This window comes from Streptomyces sp. NPDC020807 (assembly GCF_040641575.1).
Classification (GTDB): Bacteria; Actinomycetota; Actinomycetes; order Streptomycetales; family Streptomycetaceae; genus Streptomyces.
In genome coordinates this window covers 107,056-122,306 of the sequence record NZ_JBFADU010000014.1, presented here as the reverse complement: position 1 = coordinate 122,306, position 15,251 = coordinate 107,056, and the positions used below count along the sequence as shown (strand labels likewise).

Annotated in this window: 15 protein-coding genes; 4 read left to right on the top strand and 11 right to left on the bottom strand. The window is 72.8% G+C overall.

Going from position 1 to position 15,251, the window contains the following annotated elements; all coding sequences use genetic code 11:
• Position 1: 1 nt before the first annotated feature.
• From AB0G79_RS21170 to AB0G79_RS21145, 6 genes are all read right to left on the bottom strand, one after another.
• Entirely contained in the window at positions 2 to 2,137 is a 2,136-nt protein-coding gene (locus tag AB0G79_RS21170) for a serine/threonine-protein kinase (protein ID WP_360808595.1), read from the bottom strand.
• Positions 2,138 to 2,220: 83 nt separating this feature from the next.
• Entirely contained in the window at positions 2,221 to 3,510 is a 1,290-nt protein-coding gene (locus AB0G79_RS21165) for an aldolase/citrate lyase family protein (RefSeq protein WP_360808593.1), read from the bottom strand.
• 165 nt (positions 3,511 to 3,675) lie between these two features.
• On the bottom strand, positions 3,676 to 4,638 hold the full coding sequence (locus tag AB0G79_RS21160; protein ID WP_360808591.1) for an electron transfer flavoprotein subunit alpha/FixB family protein: 963 nt from the start codon (positions 4,636 to 4,638) through the stop codon (positions 3,676 to 3,678).
• 90 nt (positions 4,639 to 4,728) lie between these two features.
• Positions 4,729 to 5,514 carry an electron transfer flavoprotein subunit beta/FixA family protein gene (locus AB0G79_RS21155; RefSeq protein ID WP_360808589.1) on the bottom strand — a complete coding sequence of 262 codons (786 nt, stop codon included), beginning with the start codon at positions 5,512 to 5,514 and terminating at the stop codon, positions 4,729 to 4,731.
• Between the two features lie 199 nt (positions 5,515 to 5,713).
• Positions 5,714 to 6,226, bottom strand: a complete 513-nt coding sequence (locus AB0G79_RS21150) for a flavin reductase family protein (RefSeq protein WP_360808587.1) — start codon at positions 6,224 to 6,226, stop codon at positions 5,714 to 5,716.
• A gap of 353 nt (positions 6,227 to 6,579) precedes the next feature.
• Complete coding sequence (locus tag AB0G79_RS21145) at positions 6,580 to 6,891, bottom strand: thioredoxin family protein (protein WP_360808585.1); 312 nt, start codon at positions 6,889 to 6,891, stop codon at positions 6,580 to 6,582.
• Between the two features lie 234 nt (positions 6,892 to 7,125).
• On the opposite strand from AB0G79_RS21145, the gene AB0G79_RS21140 reads away from it, so the two are divergent.
• Positions 7,126 to 7,848 carry a lysophospholipid acyltransferase family protein gene (locus AB0G79_RS21140; RefSeq protein ID WP_360808583.1) on the top strand — a complete coding sequence of 241 codons (723 nt, stop codon included), beginning with the start codon at positions 7,126 to 7,128 and terminating at the stop codon, positions 7,846 to 7,848.
• 26 nt (positions 7,849 to 7,874) lie between these two features.
• Here AB0G79_RS21140 and AB0G79_RS21135 read toward each other — a convergent pair whose 3' ends face one another.
• From AB0G79_RS21135 to AB0G79_RS21115, 5 genes are all read right to left on the bottom strand, one after another.
• The gene (locus AB0G79_RS21135; RefSeq protein ID WP_360808581.1) at positions 7,875 to 8,474 is read right to left on the bottom strand and encodes a transglutaminase family protein; all 600 of its coding nucleotides are present in this window, start codon (positions 8,472 to 8,474) and stop codon (positions 7,875 to 7,877) included.
• Positions 8,475 to 8,573: 99 nt separating this feature from the next.
• The gene (locus AB0G79_RS21130; RefSeq protein ID WP_360808579.1) at positions 8,574 to 9,653 is read right to left on the bottom strand and encodes a low specificity L-threonine aldolase; all 1,080 of its coding nucleotides are present in this window, start codon (positions 9,651 to 9,653) and stop codon (positions 8,574 to 8,576) included.
• Complete coding sequence (locus tag AB0G79_RS21125) at positions 9,650 to 10,417, bottom strand: SDR family oxidoreductase (protein ID WP_360808681.1); 768 nt, start codon at positions 10,415 to 10,417, stop codon at positions 9,650 to 9,652. The genes AB0G79_RS21130 and AB0G79_RS21125 overlap by 4 nt, the downstream gene beginning before the upstream one ends.
• Before the next feature lie 32 nt (positions 10,418 to 10,449).
• Positions 10,450 to 11,856, bottom strand: a complete 1,407-nt coding sequence (locus AB0G79_RS21120; RefSeq protein ID WP_360808577.1) for a DUF6421 family protein — start codon at positions 11,854 to 11,856, stop codon at positions 10,450 to 10,452.
• A gap of 167 nt (positions 11,857 to 12,023) precedes the next feature.
• Positions 12,024 to 12,575 carry a GNAT family N-acetyltransferase gene (locus AB0G79_RS21115; protein WP_360808575.1) on the bottom strand — a complete coding sequence of 184 codons (552 nt, stop codon included), beginning with the start codon at positions 12,573 to 12,575 and terminating at the stop codon, positions 12,024 to 12,026.
• Positions 12,576 to 12,737: 162 nt separating this feature from the next.
• On the opposite strand from AB0G79_RS21115, the gene AB0G79_RS21110 reads away from it, so the two are divergent.
• The 3 genes from AB0G79_RS21110 (at position 12,738) to AB0G79_RS21100 (ending at position 15,191) form a co-directional block, all read left to right on the top strand.
• Positions 12,738 to 13,400 (top strand): DUF5134 domain-containing protein, encoded by a 663-nt coding sequence (locus AB0G79_RS21110; protein ID WP_360808573.1) that lies wholly within the window; start codon positions 12,738 to 12,740, stop codon positions 13,398 to 13,400.
• A gap of 95 nt (positions 13,401 to 13,495) precedes the next feature.
• Positions 13,496 to 14,434 carry a M56 family metallopeptidase gene (locus AB0G79_RS21105; RefSeq protein ID WP_360808571.1) on the top strand — a complete coding sequence of 313 codons (939 nt, stop codon included), beginning with the start codon at positions 13,496 to 13,498 and terminating at the stop codon, positions 14,432 to 14,434.
• A gap of 88 nt (positions 14,435 to 14,522) precedes the next feature.
• The gene (locus tag AB0G79_RS21100; protein ID WP_360808570.1) at positions 14,523 to 15,191 is read left to right on the top strand and encodes a phosphatase PAP2 family protein; all 669 of its coding nucleotides are present in this window, start codon (positions 14,523 to 14,525) and stop codon (positions 15,189 to 15,191) included.
• Positions 15,192 to 15,251: the final 60 nt, after the last annotated feature.

Genomic DNA, 15,251 nt, shown 5'->3' with positions numbered 1-15,251 from the left:
CTCAGCAGACGCGCAGACCGTCCACCGGACCCCCCGAGGCACCGCCGGACAGGTGCAGGACGCTGAGGTAGACGTTCGTGTTGCCGCTGTCGTCGTCGGTCCTGGCGAACCAGCGGCTGGTGACCCCGCCGTACGACTCCGTGCGGTCCAGGTCCACCTGGCAGAAGAAGACGTGCGGGCCCGCGCCGATGGTCCCCATCTCGCCGCCGTCGTAGCGGGTCGTCGTCGCGCTCCGCACGACCTGGCAGGTCGAGGAGGAGCCGGAGGACGTGCAGCCGGAGGACGGCGCCGGAGCCTCGGTGGTCGGCGCGGCGGTGCTGCCGCCCGTACCGCCGGCGCCGGGCTCGGTGGTCGTCGTGCCGCCGGAGGCGGGGGCGGTGGCTCCGGTCGTCCCGCCGGAGGCCGTACCGCCGCCGGAGTCGGAGCCCGAGCCCGTGGTGGAGCCCGAGGTGGAGCCCGTCACCGTGCCTCCGCCGCCGGCTCCGGAGTCGGCACCGGTGCCGGTGTCCGTGCCGGAGGAACCCGATCCCGAGCCCGTGGCCGATCCGGCCCCTCCTCCGCTCGTCGTCGTGGCGCCACCGTCGCCGCCCCCGGTCGCCGTCGCCGCTCCCCCGCCGGAACCGTCGCCCGCGCCCGTAGCGGAGTCCGCGCCGTCGCCTCCGACGCCCCCGGCGGCCGCGCCGCCGCCGTCAGGGCCGGGGGACGCCGCCGTGGAGGGATCCGTACCGTCGGATGCCGAGGCGGAGGGCGCCGCGGACCCGCTCTCCGTACCGGACGGGGGCGCACCGGGACTTCCCGGGTCCATGACACGCCCGTCGTCCCCGCCCGTGCCGCCGCCGTGGCCGCCGTCCGCCGGGCCGCCGCCCGCGGTCTGCCGCTGCCCGGGGTCGCCGCTGACGAGGGTGTACGTGATGCCGCCCCCGGCCAGGAGGACGGCGGCCACGGATGCGGCGATCAGGACGGTCCGCCGCCGTCCGGCGGTACGGGCGGCGCGACGGCCGGGCGCCCCCGACCGCAGGGGCGCGACCTCGACGACGGGATCCGGCGTCACGACAGCCTCGGGCACCCCGGATACCCCGGGCGCCACAGGCGCCCCGGACGCCACGGACTCGGCAGACCCATCAGGCACCACGGGCACGACAGGCACCACGGGCACGACAGGCACCACCGGCGCCACAGGCGGACCGAACCCCTCCGGCGCCCCGACCGCCCCAGCGGCCCCGGCGCTCCCAGCGGTCCCGGCGCTCCCAGCGGTCCCGGCGCTCCCAGCGGTCCCCGCAGACCCCGCGGCCTCCCCGGACCCCACGGCCCCCACCGCCGCCAGCAGCCCCGCCGCTTCCCTCGCCCCCGGCCGCGTCGCCGGGTCCTTGTCCAGGAGTCGCAGGAGGACCGGCGTCAGCGGCCCCGCGCGCCGGGGTTCCGGCAGCGGCTCGGTGACGATCGCGGCGAGCGTCGACCAGGTCGACGTACGGCGGAAGGGCGAGGCGCCCTCGACAGCCGCGTACAGGGTCGCGCCGACCGCCCACACGTCGGACGCGGGTCCCGGGTCCTGACCGCGCGCCCGTTCCGGTGCGAGGAAGTCGAGCGAGCCGATGATCTCGCCGCTGCGCGTGAGGTGGGTGGCGGAGCCGTCCCCCGGGTCCTCCATGGTCGCGATGCCGAAGTCGGTGAGGACGATCCGGCCGGACCGGTCGAGCAGGATGTTGCCCGGCTTCACGTCCCGGTGGAGGACGCCGACGTCGTGCGCGGCGGCGAGCGCCTCCAGGACGTGGGCGCCGATGCGGGCGGCCTCGGCCGGGTCGACGGTGCCGCGTTCGGCGAGGACGTCGTCGAGGGACGGGCCGTCGACGAGCTCCATGACGATGACCGGCCGGCCCTCGTGCTCGGTGACGTCGTGGACGGCGACGACTCCGGGGTGGCGGACCCGGGCGGCGGCGCGCGCCTCCCGGGTCATCCGCAGGCGCAGGTCGGCGAGTTCGGGCGCGCCCGCGTCCGAGTACGTGCGGAGTTCCTTGACGGCGACCTCGCGGCCGAGGACCTCGTCGACGGCCCTCCAGACGACTCCCATGCCTCCGCGCCCGAGTTGGCGCACGATTCTGTACCGGCCGGCGATCCGACCGCTCTCCCCCGAAGACACCGCTGCCCCGTTCCTCTGTCGAACACGATCACGATCATGTGAACTCGACAAGAGTACGGGGCAGTTGGCCGAAAACTCAGCCCTTACCGGTCGGAGGCGGTGAGGTCTCCCCGACGCGGGGCGGCGAAGCGGTCCAGGGCGGCGCGGGTCATGCCGGTGAGCGCGTCGACCTCGGCCGTGTCGAGGGCGCCGCAGTCGATGCCGCGCAGCAGGTAGGAGGAGAGGGCCTTGGCGGTGGCGGGCTCGTCCATGACGTCGCCGCCTGCGTGGTTGGCGTACGCGGAGAGGCGCTTGGCGGCGGCCTCGAAGCCCTCGCGGTAGAAGGCGAAGACGGCGGCGTAGCGGGTGGGGATGTGGCCGGGGTGCATGTCCCAGCCCTGGTAGTAGGCGCGGGAGAGGGCGCGGCGGGTGAGGCCGTAGTGCAGGCGCCAGGCCTCGTGGACGTGCTCGGTGGAGCCGACCGGGAGGACGTTGGTGGAGCCGTCGGAGACGCGGACGCCGGTGCCGGCGGCGGCGACCTGCATGATCGCCTTGGCGTGGTCGGCGGCGGGGTGGTCGCTGGCCTGGTAGGCGGCGGAGACGCCGAGGCAGGCGCTGTAGTCGAAGGTGCCGTAGTGCAGTCCGGTGGCGCGGCCCTCGGCGGCGCCGATCATGCGGGCGACGGCGGCGGTGCCGTCGGTGGCGAGGATGGACTGGCTGGTCTCGATCTGGATCTCGAAGCCGAGGCGGCCCGCGTCGAGGCCGTGGGCCTTCTCGAAGGCCTCCAGGAGGCGGACGAAGGCGGTGACCTGCTCGGGGTAGGTGACCTTGGGGAGGGTGAGCACGAGGCCGTCGGGGAGGCCGCCGTTCTCCAGGAGGCCGGTGAGGAAGACGTCGGTGGTGCGGATGCCTCGGTCGCGCACGGCGGCCTCCATGCACTTCATCCGGATGCCCATGTACGGGGCGGCGGTGCCGCCGGCGTACGCCTCCGAGACGAGGCGCGCGGCCCGGGCGGCGTCCTGGTCCTCGTCCGCCCCGGCGTAGCCGTCCTCGAAGTCGACCCGGAGGTCCTCGATCGGTTCACGCTCCAGCTTGGCGCGGACCCGGCCGTAGACGTCCTCGGCGAGGTCGTCGGAGAGGCCGAGGACGGCGGCGAAGGCGGCGGCGTCGGGGGCGTGCTCGTCGAGGGCGGCGAGGGCCTGGTCGCCCCAGGAGCGGATCGTTCCGGCGTCGAAGACGTTGCCGGGGACGTAGACCGTGTGGACGGGCTGGCGGGTGCCGGGGTCACCCGGGTAGCGGCGGTCCAGCTCGGCGTCCACCTCGGCGAGGGAGGCGCTGATGCCCTCGCTGACGGCGCCCGCGAGACTCGTCGACACCTTCTCCTGCTGACCCATCCGAACACCCTCCAGTTTTCCGCTTCACGGAATCAACAATCCGTATAGCGAAGTTAATGGTCGTCCCGGACCTGAGTCAATGCTTACCCGACTTCCCGCGAAACGGCCGGGGGCCGCGCGGCGACGAATCGCCACGCGGCCCCCGGGACCGTACAGACGCGCAGGTCAGCCCTTGCGGGCCTGCACCTCGGCGGTCAGCTGCGGGACGACGTCGAAGAGGTCGCCGACCACGCCGTAGTCGACGAGGTCGAAGATCGGGGCCTCGGCGTCCTTGTTGATGGCGACGATGGTCTTCGAGGTCTGCATGCCCGCGCGGTGCTGGATCGCGCCGGAGATGCCGGAGGCGATGTACAGCTGCGGCGAGACCGACTTGCCGGTCTGGCCGACCTGGTTGGAGTGCGGGTACCAGCCGGCGTCGACGGCGGCGCGGGAGGCGCCGACGGCGGCACCGAGCGAGTCGGCGAGCGCCTCGATGATCGCGAAGTTCTCGGCGCCGTTGACGCCGCGGCCGCCGGAGACGACGATCGCGGCCTCGGTCAGCTCGGGGCGGCCGGTGGACTCGCGCGGGGTGCGGGAGGTCACCTTGGTGCCGTGCGCCTTCTCGGAGAAGGAGACGGCGAGCGCCTCGACGGCGCCGGCGGCCGGGGCGGCCTCGACGGGGGCCGAGTTCGGCTTGACCGTGATGACCGGGGTGCCCTTGGAGACACGGGACTTGGTGGTGTACGAGGCGGCGAAGGCGGACTGCGTGGCGACGGGGCCCTCGGCACCGGCCTCCAGGTCCACGGCGTCGGTGATGACACCGGAGCCGATGCGGACCGCGAGGCGGGCCGCGATCTCCTTGTTCTCACCCGAGGAGGGGAGCAGCACGGCGGCCGGGGAGACGACCTCGTACGCGGCCTGGAGGGCCTCCACCTTCGGGACGACGAGGTACTCGGCGAACTCGGGGGCGTCGGCGGTGAGGACCTTCACGGCGCCGTGCTCGGCGAGCGCGGCGGCGGTGTCGGCGGCGCCGTTGCCGAGGGCGACGGCGACGGGCTCGCCGAGGCGGCGGGCGAGGGTCAGCAGCTCCAGGGTGGGCTTGCGGACGGCTCCGTCGACGTGGTCGACGTAGACGAGAATCTCAGCCATGGGACGTCAATCTCCTGCGAACGATAGGGGCGGCGGTCTGGTGGGCTCGCGCGGGCCGGGAACGGGATCCCCGGCCCGCCAGGCTGAGTCCTAGATGAACTTCTGGCTCGCGAGGAACTCGGCGAGCTGCTTGCCGCCCTCGCCCTCGTCCTTGACGATCGTGCCGGCGGTGCGGGCCGGACGCTCGGCGGCGGAGTCGACCGCGGTCCAGGCGCCTTCCAGGCCGACCTCTTCGGCGTCGATGCCGAGGTCGTCCAGGTCGAGGGACTCGACCGGCTTCTTCTTGGCGGCCATGATGCCCTTGAAGGACGGGTAGCGGGCCTCGCCCGACTGGTCCGTCACGGAGACGACCGCCGGAAGCGCGGCCTCCAGCTGCTCGGACGCGCTGTCGCCGTCGCGGCGGCCCTTCACGACGCCGTCCTCGACGGAGACCTCGGAGAGCAGGGTGACCTGCGGGACGCCGAGGCGCTCGGCGAGGATCGCGGGCAGGACGCCCATGGTGCCGTCGGTGGAGGCCATGCCGGCGATGACGACGTCGTAGCCGACCTTCTCGATCGCCTTCGCGAGCACGAGCGAGGTGCCCATGACGTCGGTGCCGTGCAGGTCGTCGTCCTCGACGTGGACGGCCTTGTCGGCGCCCATGGAGAGCGCCTTGCGCAGCGCGTCCTTGGCGTCCTCCGGTCCGACCGTGAGCACGGTGACCTCGGCCTCGTCCGCCTCCTCGGCGATCTGCAGGGCCTGCTCGACCGCGTACTCGTCGAGCTCCGACAGCAGGCCGTCGACGTCGTCGCGGTCGACCGTGAGGTCATCCGCGAACTTCCGGTCTCCGGTCGCGTCGGGCACGTACTTCACACAGACAACGATCCTCAAGCTCACGCCGGCTCTCCTACTGCATCGTCATAACTGGGCTGCCTTGTTGCTCGCAGCATAGGCGCCTGAAGGGCGGGTTTCCGGTCGGGGCGCCGGACGCCCCGACCGAAATATTACTCGCCAGTACACCCAGTTCGTGACCAGTAAGCAAGCGCTCAGCCATGTGACCTTGCCAACGCGCCGAGCGCGGCGCGAACGGGAACTCTCAGTCGCGCAGGGCGTTGAAGCGCCCGTGGTGGTAGAGCAGCGGCCGGCCCGCCCCGTCGGGGTCGCCGGCGACGGCCTCCGCGATGACGATCCGGTGGTCACCGGCGGGTACGCGGGCGATCACCCGGCAGACCAGCCAGGCCAGGACGCCGTCGAGCACGGGCACGCCCTCGGGGCCCACGCTCCAGCCGGTCCCCTCGCCGAACCGGTCGGCGCCGCTGCGCGCGAAGGTGGCGGCCAGCTCCTGCTGGTGCTCGCCGAGTATGTGGACGCCGATGTGCTCGGCCTCGGACACCACCGGCCAGCTGGAGGAGCCGGTGCCCACGCCGAACGAGACGAGCGGGGGCTCGGCGGCGACGGAGTTGAGCGAGGTGGCGGTGAAGCCGACGGGACGCTCGCCGTACGCGGTGACGACCGCGACGCCGGCGGCGTGGCGGCGGAAGACGGAGCGGAGGAGCTCAGGGCCGGCCTGGAGGCCGGGGGTGACCCGGAGATCGGGGGAAACCGTCATGGAGTTGTCCTTCTGCGAGGGCGGCATGGAAGTGGTCCTGCGGTGGTCAGACACCGGGACAGCGCGCGCTCGCGTTGCGTGCCAGGTCGACGTGGACCCGGCCGTAGAGAAGGAGTTCATGGGGCACTCCGTCAGGGTGACGACGCGTGTGGGGCACAGTCAAGTGCGTACCGCGATATGGGAGGAGCGTCACTGCGCCACAGCGGTACGTGAGCGGCCGGCCGTGCGGGCGTCGTGCGGGGCCGCCGTGCGGGCTGTCGTGTGTGTGGGGGGGGGGGCCGCCGTGCGGGCTGTCGTGGCGGGGCCGCCGTGCGGGCCGTCGCGGGGGGGGCGCCACGCGGGCCGTCGCCACGTCAGACCGCCCGCCCCAGGGCCGCGATGACGTCCGCCCTGCGCGGCTGCCCCGCCGCGCGGCGGACGACCCGTCCCGCGCGGTCGAGCACGAGGACGGTCGGCGTCCGGACGATGCCCAGTTCCCGTACGAGGTCCAGCCGTTCCTCGGCGTCGATCTCCACGTGCCCCACGCCCGGCACCATGGCGGCGACCTCGGCGAGGGTGCGACGGGTGGCGCGGCAGGGCTGACAGAAAGCTGACGAGAACTGGACGAGGGTGGCCCGCTCCCCCAGCTCGGCGCCGAGCACCTCCGGCCCCAGGACCTCGCTCATTCCACTCCTCGTCGTTCGCGTGTTCCTCGGGGTCAGCGTCCCACGCCCGCGTTCGATTCCCGTTCCGGTCGCTTTCCGGCCACCGCGAGTGACGAGAATCTCCCCGTGCGAAGGCGTCTGGACTGGTCTCGGGGGCCCACATGGGGCACGATCTGCCCAAAGCCGAAAACCTACGGCCGCGTAACTTCGCCGGGAGCACCCGCTCCGGGCACACGAAGAAGAGGTTCCTCTCCGATGGCAGAACTCGTCTATCGACCGGTCGTCGGTGCCGCGCTCACCCTGTTCAAGGCGCTCGACCTGAAGATCGACACCCAGGGTTCGGAGCACATCCCGCGCACCGGTGGCGCGGTGCTCGTGAGCAACCACATCAGCTACCTGGACTTCATCTTCACGGGTCTCGCGGCCCTGCCCCAGAAGCGCCTGGTCCGCTTCATGGCGAAGGACTCCGTCTTCAAGCACAAGGTCTCGGGGCCGCTCATGCGCGGCATGAAGCACATCCCCGTCGACCGCTCGGCCGGCGAGCACGCCTACAAGCACGCGCTCGAGTCCCTGCGGGCCGGTGAGATCGTCGGCGTCTTCCCCGAGGCGACCATCTCGCAGTCCTTCACGCTCAAGGGCTTCAAGACGGGTGCGGCGCGCCTGGCGCAGGAGGCGGGCGTCCCGCTGATCCCGATGGCGCTCTGGGGCACCCAGCGCCTCTGGACGAAGGGCCACCCCAAGAACTTCAAGCGCAGCCACATCCCGGTGACGATCCGCGTCGGCGAGCCCGTGGAGGCCCCCGCCGACCAGTACGCGGGCGCGATCACCCGGCGGCTGCGCGAGCGCGTCCAGGAGCTCCTGGAGGCCGCGCAGCGCGCCTACCCGGTCCGCCCGAAGGACGCCGACGACACGTGGTGGATCCCCGCCCACCTCGGCGGCACGGCTCCGACGGCGGCGCAGGTCAAGGAAGCGGGCTGAGCCGCCGCCGGTAGGGCATCGGAGGGTCAGAGCTCCGCGGGGAGCGTCCGCCAGAGGTACGGGCCGTCCGGGGCCGCCCTCAGGGTGTCCAGGACGGTCGCGTGCGGAGCGGCGTACAGCCCGGGGTAGTCCACCTCGCCGAGCTCGGGGCGCACGGTCCACACGAGCCGTTCCTCCCCGACCGAGAACCGGGAGTCGAGTCCGGGCCTGTTCCCCCGTACGTCCTGCCGGGCCCAGGCGCTCTCGCCCGGCAGCAGGACGGCGACGAGGCCGTGGACGACCGGGTCGGAGCCGTCGTCCTCGGTGAGCCGCTGGTAGCAGAGGGCGGCGGGGATGCCCCGGGCGCGCAGGAGCGCGGTGTAGGCGATCGACTTGGCGTAGCAGATCCCGGTGCGGTGCTCCAGGACGTCGGAGGCCCGCCAGGTGACGCGGGGGTCGCCGGTGTCCATGGAGTGCGGGACCTCGTCCCGGACGTACGCGAAGGCCGCCTCGGCGTATGAGTATGCGTCCGGGTGCGCCCGGGCAAGCCGGTCGGCCACGGCCCTGACCCGCGCGTGCTCGTGGTCGACGGCCTCACTCGCGGCCAAGTAGGCAGCAATGTCAGGGTCTTGCTGGTGGAGTTCCATGCGGGACGACCCTACGGACACGGCCGGACGGAAGTCAATGACTTTCCGTCCGGCCGTATTTTTATGCAGTCGATGCCTTCGGCCGAGGGCCGCTCCCGGCTAGCGGGCGAGCTCTTCCTTCAGCGCCTGGAGGAACGCGTCGATGTCGCCCTCCGTCGTGTCGAAGGAGCACATCCAGCGCACGACGCCGGCGGCCTCGTCCCAGAAGTAGAAGCGGAACCGTTCCTGCAGGCGACGGCTCACCTCCTGCGGGAGAACCGCGAAGACCGCGTTGGCCTGGACCGGGTAGAGGATCTCCACCCCGTCGAGGTCCCGCACGCCGGTCGCGAGACGCTGGGCCATCGCGTTGCCGTGGCGGGCGTTGCGCAGCCACAGGTCCCCGGCGAGGAGCGCCTCCAGCTGCACCGACAGGAAGCGCATCTTCGACGCGAGCTGCATGGACAGCTTGCGCAGGTGCTTCATGTGGCTGACCGCGTCCGGGTTCAGGACGACGACGGCCTCGCCGAAGAGCATGCCGTTCTTCGTCCCGCCGTACGACAGGACGTCGACGCCCACGTCGGTGGTGAACGCGCGCAGCGGCACGCCGAGCGAGGCGGCGGCGTTGGCGATGCGGGCGCCGTCGAGGTGCACCTTCATGCCCTTGGCGTGGGCGTGCTCGACGATCGCGCGGATCTCCTCCACCGTGTAGAGGGTGCCGAGCTCGGTGTTCTGGGTGATCGAGACGACCTGCGGCATCGCGCGGTGCTCGTCCTCCCAGCCCCAGGCCTGCCGGTCGATGAGCTCGGGGGTGAGCTTGCCGTCCGGGGTGGGCACGGTGAGCAGCTTGAGGCCGCCCATCCGCTCGGGCGCTCCGCCCTCGTCCACGTTGATGTGCGCGGACTCGGCGCAGATGACGGCGCCCCAGCGGTCGGTGAGCGCCTGGAGCGCGGTCACGTTGGCACCGGTGCCGTTGAAGACCGGGAAGGCCTCGGCGGTGGGGCCGAAGTGGCTCCGCATGACCTCCTGGAGGTGCTCGGTGTACTGGTCCTCGCCGTACGCCACCTGGTGGCCCTCGTTGGCGAGGGCGATGGCCGCGAGGATCTCGGGGTGCACGCCGGCGTAGTTGTCGCTGGCGAAGCCCCGGACCGACGGGTCGTGGCGCCGACGCGCGTCGGTCGGCGCGGCGGTGGTCTCGGTCACGGCTTGGGAGTCAGCCACAGGCGCTGTCCGTTCACTTCCTGGGCGGGCTTGTCCCACAGACCGGCGATCTCGTCGGCCAGGTCCTTCACGTCGGTGAAGCCCGCGAACTTCGCATCGGGGCGCTCCGCGCGCATCGCGTCGTGCACCAGTGCCTTGATCACCAGGATGGCAGCCGCGGCCTGCGGACCGTCCTCGCCCCCCAGCTTGCGGAAGGAGTCGGCCATGGCGAGCGTCCACGCCTCGGCCGCCGCCTTGCCCGCGTTGTACGCGGCGTTGTTGGCCAGCGGCTTGTGCGCGCCGACCTGGCTGACCAGCGCGTACCGGCCGCGGCCACCGGCGGCCAGCAGGACGTCGTGGAAGGCGAGCGAGGTGTGCTGGACGGTGCGGATGAGGAGCTTCTCCAGGAAGTCCCAGTCCGCGAGGTCGGTCGTGGTGAAGGACTTGCTGCCGCGCCAGCCGCCGACCAGGTGGACGAGGCCGTCGACGCGGCCGAAGTCCTTCTCGATCTTGGCGGCCCAGTCGCGGGTCGCGTCCAGGTCGAGGAGGTCGACGGTGTCGCCGACCACGGTGGCACCGCCGTGGGCGTACCGGGCGGCGTCGACGGCCTCGGCGAGGCGCGCCGGGTCGGCGTCGGAGCCGACCACGATCGCGCCGGCCTCGGCGAGGCGCATCAGGGTGGCACGGCCCGCGGGGCCGGCCGCGCCGGCCACCGCGATGACGGCACCGTCGAGCGGTCCGCCGTTGACGTTGACGTTGGCGTTCACGGGCGACTCCTCCGTCGGCTCGATGAGGTCGCTCACGCGGCGGCCCGCGCGATGCTCGGGACGTCGGCGGCGGTGATCCCCTTGGTGTCGGCGATCACGCCCTTCAGCTTCTTGGCGAGGGCCTCGAAGAACATGCTGAGCGGAAACTCGTCCGGAAGCACGTCGTCGACCAGCTTGCGCGGCGGCAGCGTGAGGTCGAGGGCCTCGGAGCCCTTGGCCCACTTGGAGGCCGGGTGCGGGGCGACGTAGGTGGTGACGAACTCGTACGCCTTGATCCAGTGGACCAGCTTCGGGCGGTCGATGCCGTCGCGGTAGAGCGTCTCGATCTCGGCGCAGAGCTGGTTCGTGACCTCGGGGGCCCGCTGCCAGTCGATCGTGAGGACGTTGTCCGTCCAGCGCACCACGTCGTGCTTGTGGAGGTACGCGAAGAGCAGCTGGCCGCCCAGGCTGTCGTAGTTCCGGGTCCGGTCGCCGGTGAGCGGGAAGCGGAACATGCGGTCGAAGAGGACCGTGTACTGCACGTCGCGCCCGTGGGCGTTGCCCTCGGACTCCAGGATCACGGCCTGCTTGAAGGCGGTGAGGTCGCAGCGGAGCTCCTCGAGCCCGTACATCCAGAACGGCTGGCGCTGCTTGATCATGAAGGGGTCGAAGGGCAGGTCGCCGCGGCTGTGGGCGCGGTCGTGGACCAGGTCCCAGAGCACGAAGGCCTGCTCGCAGCGGGTCTGGTCGTCGACCATGGCGGCGATGTCCTCGGGCAGCTTGACGCCCAGGGTCTCGACGGCGGCCTCGGTGACCTTGCGGAAGCGCGCGGCCTCGCGGTCGCAGAAGATGCCGCCCCAGGTGAAGCGCTCGGGGACCTCGCGGACCGCGACGGTCTCCGGGAAGAGGACGGCCGAGTTGGTGTCGTACCCGGCGGTGAAGTCCTCGAAGGTGATGCCGCAGAAGCCGGGGTTGTCGTACCGGGCGGCCTCGAGCTCGGAGAGCCACTCGGGCCAGACCATGCGGAGCACGACGGCCTCGAAGTTGCGGTCGAGGTTGCCGTTCTGCGTGTACATCGGGAAGAGCACGAGGTGCTGGAGCCCGTCGGCACGGCCGGCGGCCGGGTGGAACTCCATGAGGGAGTCCAGGAAGTCCGGCACGGTGAAGCCGCTCTCGACCCACTTGCGCAGGTCCGCGACGAGGGCGCGGTGGTAGGCGCCGTCGTGCGGGACGAGCGGGGAGAGCTGCTCCACGGCCGCGATCATGCGGTCCACGGTGAGCTCGACGAGCGCGCGGGCGGGCGCGTCCTCGGCCTCGAAGTCGATGGAGCCGTCCGCGCTCTGCCAGGGGCGGATCTCCTCCACGGCATTCTTGAGCTCGGGCCAGGCCGGGTGCTCGACGACCCGGGCCTCGGTGGATATCCCCCCACCGGTCACGTCCTGCACAAGAATTTCCGTCATGCCTCTTCCTCCACAGGAGAACCTTGCGTCAAGGAACCGTATCGAGGCATGGGTCTTCCCCGCAAGAGGAGGCAAGAGAAATTATCCTGTGCGACCCCATGGTCACCGAAATTTTTCCTGCCTCCCAGGGTCGAAAGCCCTCTTCCGCCGGAGAGATGACCTGACGCTCAGCCCAGCTGCTTCACGAGCAGCTCGAACTCCAGGTCGTCGCGCTGGGGCAGGCCGAAACGCTCGTCGCCGTACGGGAAGGGCGTCATCCGCCCCGTGCGCCGGTAGCCGCGCCGCTCGTACCAGGCGATGAGCTCCTCCCGCACCGAGATCACCGTCATGTGCATCTCGCGGACGTCCCAGAGCTCGCGGACCCGCCGCTCGGCCTCCTCGATGATCCGCTTGCCGAGTCCGGCGCCCTGGAGCTCGGGGCGGACGGCGAACATGCCGAAGTAGGCGGCCTCGCCGCGGTGCTCCAGCTGGCAGCAGGCGACGATCCCGCCGTCCCGCTCGACGACCAGGAGGCGGCTGCCGGGGGCGGTGATGACCGCGGCGACGCCCTCGGCGTCGGTGCGCTGCCCCTGGAGGATGTCCGCCTCCGTCGTCCAGCCGGTCCGGCTGGAGTCGCCCCGGTAGGCCGACTCGACGAGCGGGACCAGGACCGGGACGTCGTCGAGGACCGCCTCGCGGTACTCGATCCGGCCGGTCTCCTGGGACGTGGCGGTGTCCATGCGTACGGGCTCCCCTCGGGCGCTGACGATCGGCGTGCGCGATCGTCCCGAGCCTAACGCGCGCACCTCGCACTCCCCCTCGTACATCCGTGCGCGCCCGTGCGCCCGCGTGCGGGCTCCCGGCGGCGGGCATTCCTCCTCCCAGGAGGGGGGTGATGAGCCGTGCACGGAGCGGCGCTGACCGGGTGGCTGCTGGTCGCGCTCGGCGCGATGGCGGGCGCGTACTGCCTGGTGCGGATGCGGGCGTCCGACGGGGAGGAGCGGCGGACGGCCGGCGGCGAGGCGGCGATGGGTTTCGGCATGGCGGTCATGGCCCTGCCCGCGGCGGTCCTCAGCCCGCCTGAGTGGACATGGGTCGTGTACGCGGCGGTGTTCGGCGCGACCGCCCTGCTCGGGCTGGCCGGGGCCGCCCGGAGCGGCCGTCGGCGACTGCACCACCTCCACCACCTCGTCGACTCGCTCGCCATGCTCTACATGGCGGTCGCGATGGCGGCCCCGGCCCTCCTGGGCGCGCGGGGGGCGCACGGGGGGCACGGAGCGCACGCGGGGTTCTCGCCGTCCGGGGCGTCCGGGACGGCCGGCGCGATCGGGGGCGTCGGCGGCATCCCCCTCCTGACGGGGGCCCTGCTCCTCTACTACGTGGTGTACGTGCTCCACGCGGGCGCGCGGCTGGTACCGGTGGCGAGACCCGTGCCGGCGGCGGTGCCGGCGGGGACGGACTCCGGGGTGGGGGCGGGGGTCTCCTGGGCGACCCGGCCGGAGCTGACGCTCGCCTGCCGGCTCTCGATGGCGCTGGCGATGGTCGCGATGCTGTTCACGCTCTGACGCGGCCGCACCGGTGACCAACGGAACCGTGGCGTACGTCACTTGGGGTCCGGGCCCATACCCCGGGGCCGTACCGCGCTCATAGGGTGACGCCCATGTGGGTCTCCCTCGCGCTGCTCCTGCTCGGCGTCCTGACCTCTCTCGCGGCCCCCCGGCTGCTCACGCGGGCCGAATGGGCCGAGCGAGAGCCCGTGGTGGCGCTGTGGGTGTGGCAGTGCGTGGTGGCGGCCGTGCTCCTGAGCTTCGCCCTGTCGATGACGTTCAGCGCGTCCACGGCCTGGCAGGCCGTGCGCGGGCAGCTCTTCGCCCCGGCGCCGCACGCGGTGGTGGAGGCGTACGAACTCGGCACGAGCGGGCCGTGGTCGGCCGTCCTCGCGGTCGTCCTCGCCTGCGGCGGCCTCTGGTCCGGGGCGATGCTGGGCCGGGAGATCGGGCAGGCGCGCGCCCGGCGCGAGCGGCGGCACCGCGATCTCCTCGTCCGCGCGCCCCTGTTGCCCGGCGAGCGGCCGGACGGCGAGCGGCTCGTCGTCCTGGAGGGCGAGCGGGCGGACGCGTGGTGGCAGCCGGGGACGCCGGCCCGGCTGGTCATCACCACGGCCGCGCTGCGCCGCCTCAAGGGGCGGCAGCTCGACGCGGTCCTCGCGCACGAGCAGGGGCACGCGCGGGCCCGGCACGACTGGCTGCTGCACTGCTCGGCCGCGCTGGCGGGCGGCTTCCCGGGCGTCCCGGTCTTCACGGCCTTCCGCGACGAGATGCACCGGCTCGTGGAGCTGGCCGCCGACGACGTGGCCTCGCGCCGGTTCGGCCGGCTGACGATCGCGCTGGCGCTCGTCGAGCTGAACGAGGACCGGGGGGTCTTCGGCCCGGGGCCCGGTCCGGACGCGGGCCTGCCACAGCGGGTGCACCGCCTCCTCGCGGCGACGCCCCGGCTCACGGCCGGGCGCAGGCTGCGACTCACGGCCGCGGCGACCCTCGTCCCCGTGGTCCCGCTCCTGGTCGCCTTCGCCCCGGCGCTGACGACTCTGGGCCAGTGACCCGTCCGGAAAGTCCCGCCTGGCTCGCGGCGCGCGCGGTGCGGTCCCGGAGAGCCGTTCGGGAGGGTTCGTCGGGCAGGATCGGCCCATGCGTTCGTCCGCCGTGGTCTCCGGGGTCCTCTTCGTCGTCCTGCTCGTCCTCGTGGCCGCGGGGTGGCCACCTCTGCTCTCCTTCGACCGGTCGTTCGACGAGGCGCTGCACCGCCACGCCGTCGCCCACCCGGGCGTCACGCGGGTCAACCGGGTGCTCAGCGACTGGGTCTGGGACCCGTGGACGATGCGTGCCCTGGCCGCCGTCGCCGTGGTGCTCCTGTGGGCGCGGCGCGAGCGCCGGCTCGCGGTCTGGGTGGCCGTCACGTGCTTCGTCGCCGCGGGTCTCCAGCAGGGGATCAAGTTCCTGGTGGGCAGGGAGCGGCCGCAGTGGCCCGACCCGGTGGACTCGGCGCGGTTCGCGGCGTTCCCCTCCGGCCACGCGATGACGGCGACGGTGACCTGCGGGCTGCTCCTGTGGGTGCTCGCGCTGCGCTGGCGCGACGAGTGGCGCGGCTGGGGCGTCCTCGCGGGGGCCGCGCTCGTGTCGGTCGTCGGGGTCGGCTGGACACGGCTCTACCTGGGCGTGCACTGGCCGTCGGACGTGCTGGGCGGCTGGCTGCTCGGCTGGGTCTGCGTGGCCGCGGCCGTCCTCTCGTACCGGCGCTTCTCCGGTCCGGGCGGGTCCCGGGAGGACAATGGGAGCGAGACGGTGAGGACGGGGTGACAGCGGGATGAGGACGACGAAGCCGCCTGTTCTGGACGATCCCCCGTGTCGCCCAGAACA